Annotated in this window: 14 protein-coding genes; all 14 read right to left on the reverse strand. The window is 32.2% G+C overall.

Going from position 1 to position 8,981, the window contains the following annotated elements; genetic code table 11:
• Window positions 1-13 precede the first annotated feature (13 nt).
• Window positions 14-361 (reverse strand): hypothetical protein, encoded by a 348-nt coding sequence (locus CDOM15925_RS06835; protein WP_169942418.1) that lies wholly within the window; start codon window positions 359-361, stop codon window positions 14-16.
• A gap of 482 nt (window positions 362-843) precedes the next feature.
• Window positions 844-1,200 carry a hypothetical protein gene (locus CDOM15925_RS06840; protein WP_169942420.1) on the reverse strand — a complete coding sequence of 119 codons (357 nt, stop codon included), beginning with the start codon at window positions 1,198-1,200 and terminating at the stop codon, window positions 844-846.
• A 1-nt stretch (window position 1,201) separates the two neighbouring features.
• Window positions 1,202-1,855 carry a hypothetical protein gene (locus CDOM15925_RS06845; protein ID WP_169942422.1) on the reverse strand — a complete coding sequence of 218 codons (654 nt, stop codon included), beginning with the start codon at window positions 1,853-1,855 and terminating at the stop codon, window positions 1,202-1,204.
• 3 nt (window positions 1,856-1,858) lie between these two features.
• Window positions 1,859-2,050, reverse strand: coding sequence for a hypothetical protein (locus CDOM15925_RS06850; RefSeq protein ID WP_169942424.1), 192 nt, complete (start codon window positions 2,048-2,050; stop codon window positions 1,859-1,861).
• A complete protein-coding gene (locus CDOM15925_RS06855; protein ID WP_249934705.1) occupies window positions 2,050-2,814 on the reverse strand; it encodes a hypothetical protein in 765 nt (254 codons plus the stop codon). Before CDOM15925_RS06855 ends, CDOM15925_RS06850 begins: the two co-directional genes overlap by 1 nt.
• On the reverse strand, window positions 2,801-3,088 hold the full coding sequence (locus tag CDOM15925_RS06860; protein WP_169942426.1) for a hypothetical protein: 288 nt from the start codon (window positions 3,086-3,088) through the stop codon (window positions 2,801-2,803). Before CDOM15925_RS06860 ends, CDOM15925_RS06855 begins: the two co-directional genes overlap by 14 nt.
• A gap of 11 nt (window positions 3,089-3,099) precedes the next feature.
• Window positions 3,100-4,152 (reverse strand): hypothetical protein, encoded by a 1,053-nt coding sequence (locus tag CDOM15925_RS06865; protein WP_169942428.1) that lies wholly within the window; start codon window positions 4,150-4,152, stop codon window positions 3,100-3,102.
• A gap of 12 nt (window positions 4,153-4,164) precedes the next feature.
• Window positions 4,165-4,713, reverse strand: coding sequence for a hypothetical protein (locus tag CDOM15925_RS06870; RefSeq protein ID WP_169942430.1), 549 nt, complete (start codon window positions 4,711-4,713; stop codon window positions 4,165-4,167).
• A gap of 11 nt (window positions 4,714-4,724) precedes the next feature.
• Window positions 4,725-5,054 carry a hypothetical protein gene (locus CDOM15925_RS06875; protein WP_169942432.1) on the reverse strand — a complete coding sequence of 110 codons (330 nt, stop codon included), beginning with the start codon at window positions 5,052-5,054 and terminating at the stop codon, window positions 4,725-4,727.
• Between the two features lie 2 nt (window positions 5,055-5,056).
• Entirely contained in the window at window positions 5,057-5,368 is a 312-nt protein-coding gene (locus CDOM15925_RS06880; protein WP_169942434.1) for a hypothetical protein, read from the reverse strand.
• A gap of 78 nt (window positions 5,369-5,446) precedes the next feature.
• Window positions 5,447-6,904 carry a hypothetical protein gene (locus CDOM15925_RS06885; protein ID WP_169942436.1) on the reverse strand — a complete coding sequence of 486 codons (1,458 nt, stop codon included), beginning with the start codon at window positions 6,902-6,904 and terminating at the stop codon, window positions 5,447-5,449.
• A 2-nt stretch (window positions 6,905-6,906) separates the two neighbouring features.
• Entirely contained in the window at window positions 6,907-7,086 is a 180-nt protein-coding gene (locus tag CDOM15925_RS06890; RefSeq protein WP_169942438.1) for a hypothetical protein, read from the reverse strand.
• Between the two features lie 94 nt (window positions 7,087-7,180).
• Window positions 7,181-7,621 (reverse strand): hypothetical protein, encoded by a 441-nt coding sequence (locus CDOM15925_RS06895; protein WP_169942440.1) that lies wholly within the window; start codon window positions 7,619-7,621, stop codon window positions 7,181-7,183.
• A gap of 148 nt (window positions 7,622-7,769) precedes the next feature.
• A complete protein-coding gene (locus CDOM15925_RS06900) occupies window positions 7,770-8,753 on the reverse strand; it encodes a transposase (protein ID WP_169942442.1) in 984 nt (327 codons plus the stop codon).
• Between the last annotated feature and the right edge of the window lie 228 nt (window positions 8,754-8,981).

Below are 8,981 nucleotides of genomic sequence, written 5' to 3' on the forward strand. Positions count from 1 at the left end.
TTCTTATCCTTTCTTACTTGTCAAATTTAAGCGTTACGTATTCGCATTTTACATCACTATCGTAAGAGCTATCAAACTTGCCTTTTATATCGGTTAAAAGCTCTGGATATTCACTTGCGTTTTTAACGTGAGGAAGCGTAAACATTGTAGAAATTCTACCGTTTTCATTTCTATCGCCTACGATAAACACTTTTTTGTTTAAAGGATTAGGGATTTGATTTAGAGCTTGACCGCCCGAACCCACAGACTTATATTTCTCAACCTTGCCAGCCATTATGTCGATAAGTTTTTGTTTATCGCCGTCATTGCCGACTACATCAATACTTAAAGGTCTTAAACCTTGAATTGTTTGTTTTAACATTTCCTTTACTCCTTGAGTTTATTTTATGTTTGTATATATACGCTTGAAATTATAAGAAATGGATTGTAAAGTCGCACAAAGCAACAAGAAAAACACCTAAACAACGGGAAAGTAATTGAGTAAAATGCGACTAATTAAGATTTATTTAAGTGAAAAAGACAAATAGAGTATTACGAATAAAAGAAAATTAATTATTTAAAACCGGGAAAAACAAAAAAGCTCAAGTCAAAAAGTTAAATTTTTAAAAGCAATCAAGCCGAATAAAAATACATCTCTCATTATTTCCTATTGTGGAAAAATACCGCTTAAAAAGCTGGTGTTACGCTGACGGCTTGAAAAACTTTCAGATCGCGCAGAGCGCGGGAAAGTTTTTACTGCGCCCTAAGCTCCACACAAAGCTTTTAAGCAAATACCCACAATTAGGAAAACAATGAGAGAAAATGAGAACTTGGGGGAGGGGGTAAGCAGGTTAAGAGGGAAATCTATTCCATAAACAAAGCGCAGCTGACTTCCTCTATTTTCATACCGCCCGTTTCTAGGTGTGTCTTTATCAAGCTTGATAATTTGCTTTCAGTCATAGTCTTTTTAACATTATGGATTAATGTTTGCTTACTTCGGCGGTTTGAGTTTTTACAAAAAGCTTTATATTGCTTATAATAGTTAAAGTCGTCAATAGGCGGCAAGGTTGTTTCGTCCTCAAAATGAACCTCGTAAATATACTTAATTTTAGCAGTAGAAACAGCCTTAAGAAAAGCTTGTAAATCAGCAAGGCTTTTAGCTTCAAGTTGTGAGGTAATAGTGCGGTTTCCTTGTTGCTGGGTTATTTTGTATAGTGGCATATTAATAATCTCCCAAATTATCAGATGTAGAAACTAAATCAAAGCTATGATACTCTAAAGCCTCAATTTTATTCAAAGAATTAACTTTTACAGAAAATTTTAAATCATAATAAACGTCAATATAAAAACCTGACAAATGTTTAAAAGCAGGAAAAACATATTTTTCGTAAGGGTCTTCATAAATTCCGTGCGGTGGCAAAGCTGGATAATTAGGAATTGTAGGAAAAATAGGCAAATATTTATCAGATAAAAAACGAATAAGTTTATCGTTTAAAGAATCAATCAAAGTAGCAATATCAGATGTAAAATTATAAAATATTTCCATAGGATAAAATCTAAAAAGATTTTTAAGTCCATCAAAATCTTTACCTATAATTTCATCATTAATGCGCTCAACCGAATAGATATCCCCAAGCAAAAAAGAACCGCCCCTAAGTTTAAGTGAATTATAATCATCCTTAGTAGATAAATAAAAAGAACTACTTGTAATTAATAATCCGTCAAAATATGGCATTTTATCATAACGAACATCAAAGCCGTAACTATCTGGAAAACTCCAACCAGCCCTAAAAGAAGTATGTTTTATAGAAAAATGATAACGAACAGAAAAAGGAATTAATCCAGCACAACAACAATGCTTTAAAAGAGCAACCATTTATCACTTGTCCTTACCGACTATACCTAAACAAAGGAGTTTTAAATAATGATTTGTTTGGTCTATTTTTTGCGATAAAGTGATATTAGTTTCTTTATCTGCACCTAAAAATTTATTAAGTTTTTCAAGATTTTCGTTTATCTTTCTTAGTTGCTCCATTTCTTGAGCGAAAGCATTTTCACAATCAAGAGCCATTAGGGATTTACTCCTTTCGTTTTATTGTTAAAATAACCTAAGCCGTTAAGCATAGTCATAAACTGCTCGCTTAAGCCCGTTATATTGCCTTTATCGTCCTTTACATACATAAATTCGGCAACTTTATTAAGACTTTCAATATCCACAGCAGTGCCACCAGTTATACGTCTTAAAATTTCTTTATCGTTAGCGGTAAATTTAGATGTTAAAATTTTAAAAAGTAGTGTTTGATTAAAACTATCGGCTTTAGCCTTTGCATAAGCCAACTGTTGGTCTTTAGAGTGCATTATAAGCTCACGTTGTTTCATAACACCATCAGCACGATTATAATATTGATTTGCGCTCTGCTGTGCATTAAAAACAGTATTAGCACCATCAACGACAACTTTAGCGTATTGTATGCGCTCCTCCATAGAAGCACCAAAAATTTTAGAGAACATACTTGCCTTAACACCTTTTTTAAATTTCTTTAAAAGCCCCGTAGCTTTACCAACTAAAGGATTTAAAATAGTGCCTAAAAGAGCAATAACCACAGCTAAAATTTTACCGATAATTGCCTCTTGTTTTTGGATATAAAGCATTAAAGCAGAACTAAACATAATAGTAATACCACTGTTAATAGCCTCTTTAAGTATTCCGTCGTCCATTCCGTTTGCCTTAAGACGTTGTAAAACCTCATTATAGGCGACGTTATAGGTTAAATCCTCAAACATTTCATCAATGCCGAGTTTTAAAATCCGAGTGCCGTTATTAGTGTTTGACATTTTGAAGCACCAAATTAACAAAATTAGTAAAAGTCTTATCAGTAGCAGAAACTTGACGTTTTATGCCAACAACCTCAGAATAAATAAAAATACAAAATAAAAATATAAAAATCATAAAACAAGGAAGTAGCCAACGTTCAAAAAAACTAGGCTTTTTAACAACTCTATAACCTTTTGCATCTAAATCATTAAGATAATTAAGAACAGACGAAATATCAGTCTTGCTTTGCTTCTCACTATTTAAATACTGTTTTGGTGTGTATGGATTATCCATTTTATACTCCTTTAATTTGAAAATTCTTTATCAATCTCACTAGGTAAAGTAAAATTAAATATCTTAGTTATATCAGGTAAATTACCAAATAATGTATCAATATCCGTGTCGTCAAGCTCAAACGAATTAACATCGGTTGCAGTCCTTGCCCTTGTAGCTTGATATTGTAAAGCAACAGCACGAGGGGAAGCGTTTGTTATGGTTTTGCCGTCTAAATCTGCAATGTTTTGAGCGGTTTTTTGATAAGTGTCTTGCTCTTTGTAAATTTCATAGGTTTTAGTTGAGTTTTCCACCTCTTTTGTTTTTTGCTCGAGCATAGATTTATTATAAGCCATAACTTCGGCAGGCAAAGAAACTTCAACGGGCTTATTAACGGACAATTCAGCCTCCAAACGTCTTATAACTACATCGTTTTGAACTTTAACATTATTCTTGACTTCCGCCGTCATTTTTCCGCTTGTGATAGCATTTGCGACACGTTGAGAGTTATTAATCGCAGTTGCATTCATAGCGGATATAAGCTCATTATTTGCGAGTTGAGCTTTACCAAGATTATCAACAGCCGAAGCAATAGACCTTAAAGCAACATTATCAATAGACGGCTTAACATCTGGCTTAATTAAATCCTGCGCAGTATCTTTAACAACAGTATCACCAGCCGATATATTAGGCTTAAACCCCTCTTTGTTTTCATCTTTAGCTTTATCAGAAACATTATTAAAAGCATTAGAAAGAGATTTTAAAGCAGTATCAGAAAAAGAGTTATTACCAACCATAGAAAGAGTAGTCGCAAGAGAATTAGCTTTTATAACATCAATTAAAGAACTCAAAAGTAAATTTTGAGAATATAAAAGCTGATTTCTTTCAGACATCAAAGAAACCAAACTAACACTAGGTGTTTGCTCAATCTTTGGAGCAGGAATTTTATCAAAATCAAACTGCTCTTTTGTCTTTTCAGATTTAAACATATTAATAAGATAAACAAAAGCAGCAGAACCTAAAAGACCTTGCAAAATAGAGCTAACAGACTGAGAACTAAGAACACCAACTAAAGGAACAGCCATAACAAACCCCTATTAAGTAGCAGGAGGAAACTCACCACCATTATCACCAGAATTATTATCCTTGACAATAGTTTCAGGCTCAAAAGTGCGAGTTAAAAAAGACTGCGGACAATAAAAAACGCAATCACCCGAAAGGCTTGACAATTTATAACAAATTATAAAACCATTAACTGAATTTAGCATAAAGAAAGAAGCAACAATTTTATAAACTCTATCATCAAATTTAAACTTAACAAATTGACCGTCTTTAAAAGAGCCAAAACTACCATTTAAAGAGTTTTTACCAATATCAAACGGAGACGGAATTAACGAATTATCCTCAACAGGTTTATCAACCTTACTCAAAAATTGCTCTGGGCAAATAATACCTTTAGCCTTATCATCAATCTTATTTAAAACATAAAAATTGACATAACTATTTTCAGCGACAAGCATAGAATAAGAACTATGCACAATGAAAATTCCGTCATAGCCCCTTACATTAACTTGAGTTTTATGAGGCAAAGAGCCGTTATCGGCATCAAATCCTTGAGGATAAACAAGAGCAAAATTTTCAAACATATCAAAGCCCCTTAAGAGATTATCTTATAAAATTTATCAAGCGATTTATCTATAACCTTGATATTTTCGCTTAATAGCTCAAGCTGTTTATAATCTATACTTTTACCCTCTTTAGCCTGATTTGCTATATCATCTATTGCCTGCGAAGTAGCGGTAAGACCTAAAACGACATCGTTAGCGTCTTTACTATCTATTTTTGATAATTCGTCTAAAACCTCACTAGCCAAAACAATCGGAACACTAGCCTTTGGCAAAAATATAGAAGCTAAAGCACCTAACCCCTTAACGATAGGATTTACCTTATCCGTAAAATCCGCAATTTTTTCTTTATTGATTGACATTTTTACTCCTTGTCATATAAATTTAATGTATTTTCTTTGATAGCAAAAAGATACTTAACCCCACGAACAAGATAATATCCTTTTTCATCGGTAAGCTTTGCTAAATTTATTTGATAGCTTTGATTTTTATATTCAATCATAGCCTTATCAAAAAGCCACGAACCCTCTTTTATATGCCTACCCGTATTCAGATAATGCATATCATCATACCTTTTAAAAAATTCTTTCTTAAGCTTAGGATTATTGAAATCAACACAGACTTTTTTATCCCCCTTGCTTAATAAGTCATTTAAGATACTTTCTAAAATGGTCATTTTAAAACCTTTAAAACATAAAATTTAAAAGGATTTCCGACAACAACAAAACCCCTTTTAAGCCATAATGCTTGAAACTCAATCCAATTCATCATTTAACCTTTGATATTTAATAGCTGTTAAAGCGTCTATAATAGGTTTTTTATACTCCTCGTTTATCATCTCTTTTAAAGCGATAATAAATTGGTCTAAAGCAAAATAAACCAAGCTTGAATAAGGATTAACAATATCAAGCCCGTTGTCGTTAATAATCTTTTCGTTATCGTTAAACGAGCCTGCAATTTTACTTAAGCCGTATTCGTGCAAATTTAGCCCCTGTTTTTCTAAATCTTTCTTGACTTCCTCAAGAACTATTAAAAAGTTATTATGCTCATAACCAAGATTTGTATATACAGCAGATATAAAAGCCTTAAGAGCCTTTTTAGCTTTTTTTAAATCCCTTGACTTAATAAAGTCGTGTTTGCTTAGATGTTTAAATTTTAAGTTATCCCAATTAGCAAGATAATCCCAAAATTTAAAGCGGTTGTTATCACTTTCAACTCTGAAATAAATAGAACGAATAGAAGTTGATACAATAGAATTAGAGCTTATACGCTCCCTTTCATCGTCCGTTAAATCATACCATTTACAAATTTTAAGACCGTCTAGCCAAAAAGAGCCAAGATTATTAAATACAAAGCTTACTTCGTCAATCGTATTTAGAGGAATAAGCCTTTTAAGCATTAACCTACCGAACTCTACCTCATGGCGAAATACGCATATATCCCTTTCAATGTTAAATCCGTTAAGCTCCCACTTTGTAAAAATTAAGTTTGAGATGTTTTGATTTTGTATCTGTTTGATTTTGTCATAGACCCTAAACATATGAGGACTTTTACCGAAGCTCATACCCTCAAAGCGGTTAAAACGCATAAAGTTATTAACGTTTATATCACTTATAGATACTAGCCCTTTTACCTGCTCCTCATCGCTTAATAAATCATCATCGCTCTTACTTGAAAGAACGGTATCGGAATAGCTACTTACCTTTTTAAGGGAACGGAAATTAAAAAAGTCGCTTGGAGTGTATTTAATACCCGTAACATCGGTGCATAAATCAAGACGTAAAATTTTAATGACGTATTTATCATCAAAGATACTAGATAAGAAGCTTTTTACCTGCTCCATACAAAGGATATGACCGTATTTAAGCAGATAAACGGAGCGGAATTGTAATTTTATATGATATATGCCTTTCGTATCGAAATCAGTATCGGAAACCGAAAAGAAAATATCATCATTTTTTACAAATCCGAAGTAATTAGCCATACCCTTTGAGCTTATAAAAAAATCGCCGTGATTTAGCCCTAAACTTGATTTAACAACCTTTTCGCCGAAAGCTTTTATGTTTAGTGCGCTCTCTTTGGCTACTCTTACTTTATTGACGAAACTTTTAAATTTAGTGTCAAAAGTATATTTATCGGTGCAAAGAATACCGATAACTAAAGTATCTATGCCTTGATGAAGTATTTTAAGGTTGTTTAGGTTGTAATTCATTGTTAAGCCTTAACCCAATCTTGAGCCTGCCAATCAAAAACTAAAACATCGCCAAAAAGCTTTAATAAAGATATTAATTGATGTTTTTGTAAAGTATCCTGACAATTTAATTCAACTTCAACATCTTTAACTCTCAAATAATATCTAAGATTTTTACCAAAATTTAATACGACAGATTTCATAATTTAAAAAACTCCATTTAAGATTAATTTCAGTGTTTGCAACGCCTGTACTACCTGATAGGCAGGGCGTCAGCAAAACAAAACGCCCTAAAAATTAAGCTTTTACTCCCTCAAACTTAAGCATAGCAGATACGAATAACTCAATCGCAGGAACAAATTTATCAAAGACGATAACAGGTGTAGAATTGTAATTATCCTTATATAGCCTATACTCTATCTTTCCGCTTGCAATATAAATCTCGTTTTCTTGAAGCTCTAAAAATTGAGCTTGAGTAATCCTTGTGGTATGCTCTCCGCCCGAGTTCATAGCGACATAAGTCATAACATAGCTATCTTCCCATTTTTGGGTTTCTCCGAAATCATCAACCATAGGATTACCGTCTTTATCGGTCTTAGTCTTTCCGTCAACTTTCTTGAGTTTTAAAACCTTTATTCTTTGCTCGAATAAATCGTTACCTTGATTAAGAGCGTTATAAATCTCTCTTGCTCTTAATTCTTGCTCTGGTGTAGTTAGGGCATTAGTTTGCTTTGCCATTTTTTAGTCCTTTATGTCTTGTAATATGTATCTATTTTGGATAAGACGGGATAAAGCCCGTTTATCAACGCCACTCTCTCTTATTAAATCCTTTCTTGATATACGTTTGTTATATCTTGAAAGAAGTTTATACACGCTATATAAAATCTTAATATGCTCCGAGCTTATGTAAATTTTTGCCATTTATAAAACTTTCATCGAAGCTAAAAAGAGATTTTAAATATCTAACTATCGCACACATAACGGCTACGATAGCAACTTTTTTGTTTTTGCCTTTATTTATTAGGTTTTCGTATTTTTGTCTGAATTTATCGTTAAAACGTATCGATACAATAGCAACTAAGAATAAAACACGTCTTATACTTGAGCTACCTTTTTTATTAATACATTTGGATTTCTTAACCGATATTCCGCTTTCATAAATGCGAGGGGATAAACCAAGAAAAGATATAAACTGCTTTGCGGTTTTATCTCGGTTAAAGTGTAGATTAGGGAATAAATTTAATGCTAAATCTATACCGAAACCCTTATTATTATTTACGATTTCATCACAATTCGGTATAAAGCTTTTAAGGATTTCGTAAGCGAGAATTTTAAGCTTTTTATGCAAAGATTTTATCTGATTAGTTAGAGTTGTAATGATTTCATTAAGACTTGGATCGCTTACGAAATCTTGAGACTTTTTAAAATTCTTTAATTGTGTTTGGATTTTAGATAAAAGAAGTATAGCCGAGTTATAAGATTTTATAAGGTTGTATTCTTTGTTATAAGTTGTTGGATTTAATTCGGAGTGAAAAATTTTACAATATAGAGCCAGTCCGTAACTATCTTTAAAATCCGTTTTTTGGTGTGATAGATGTTTTAAAAAATAGCTTGTTTTTTGAGGATTTAAAAGCGAATATCTAAGTTTTAAATCACTTAAGACAGATTGTAAAACTATATGATAGTTATTTGTGTATTCAAAAACTATCGTTATATTATCTTTGATAAATGACTTAAAATATGCTTTTATCGTTTCGTAATCGTTTGGGAGTGAAACGTAAAGAGGTTTTTTAGTTTCGTTTGAAGTTAAAAAGCAAATATCTAGTTTGTCCTTAGATACGTCCGCACCTACAAAAAAATCCTTTTTCATAACTAACTCCTTGAGAATAGAATTAGGGTATAATCTTTTCTTGTATTCAGTTTCAGAGAACTAAGATTTTTAATCAGATTTTAACCCGTAAAGCCCCTAAATCTTAGTAACAGTGTCTTAGCACTTAGGATATATACAGAGGCTTTACAATTCTATGAAAAAATGAAATCAGAAATCAATATACAAAAATGTATATTTAGATTTTTTGATTTGTAGGGGTAATCATAC

The organism is Campylobacter sp. RM15925, assembly GCF_012978775.1.
In the GTDB taxonomy this organism is placed as follows: Bacteria; Campylobacterota; Campylobacteria; order Campylobacterales; family Campylobacteraceae; genus Campylobacter_A; species Campylobacter_A canis.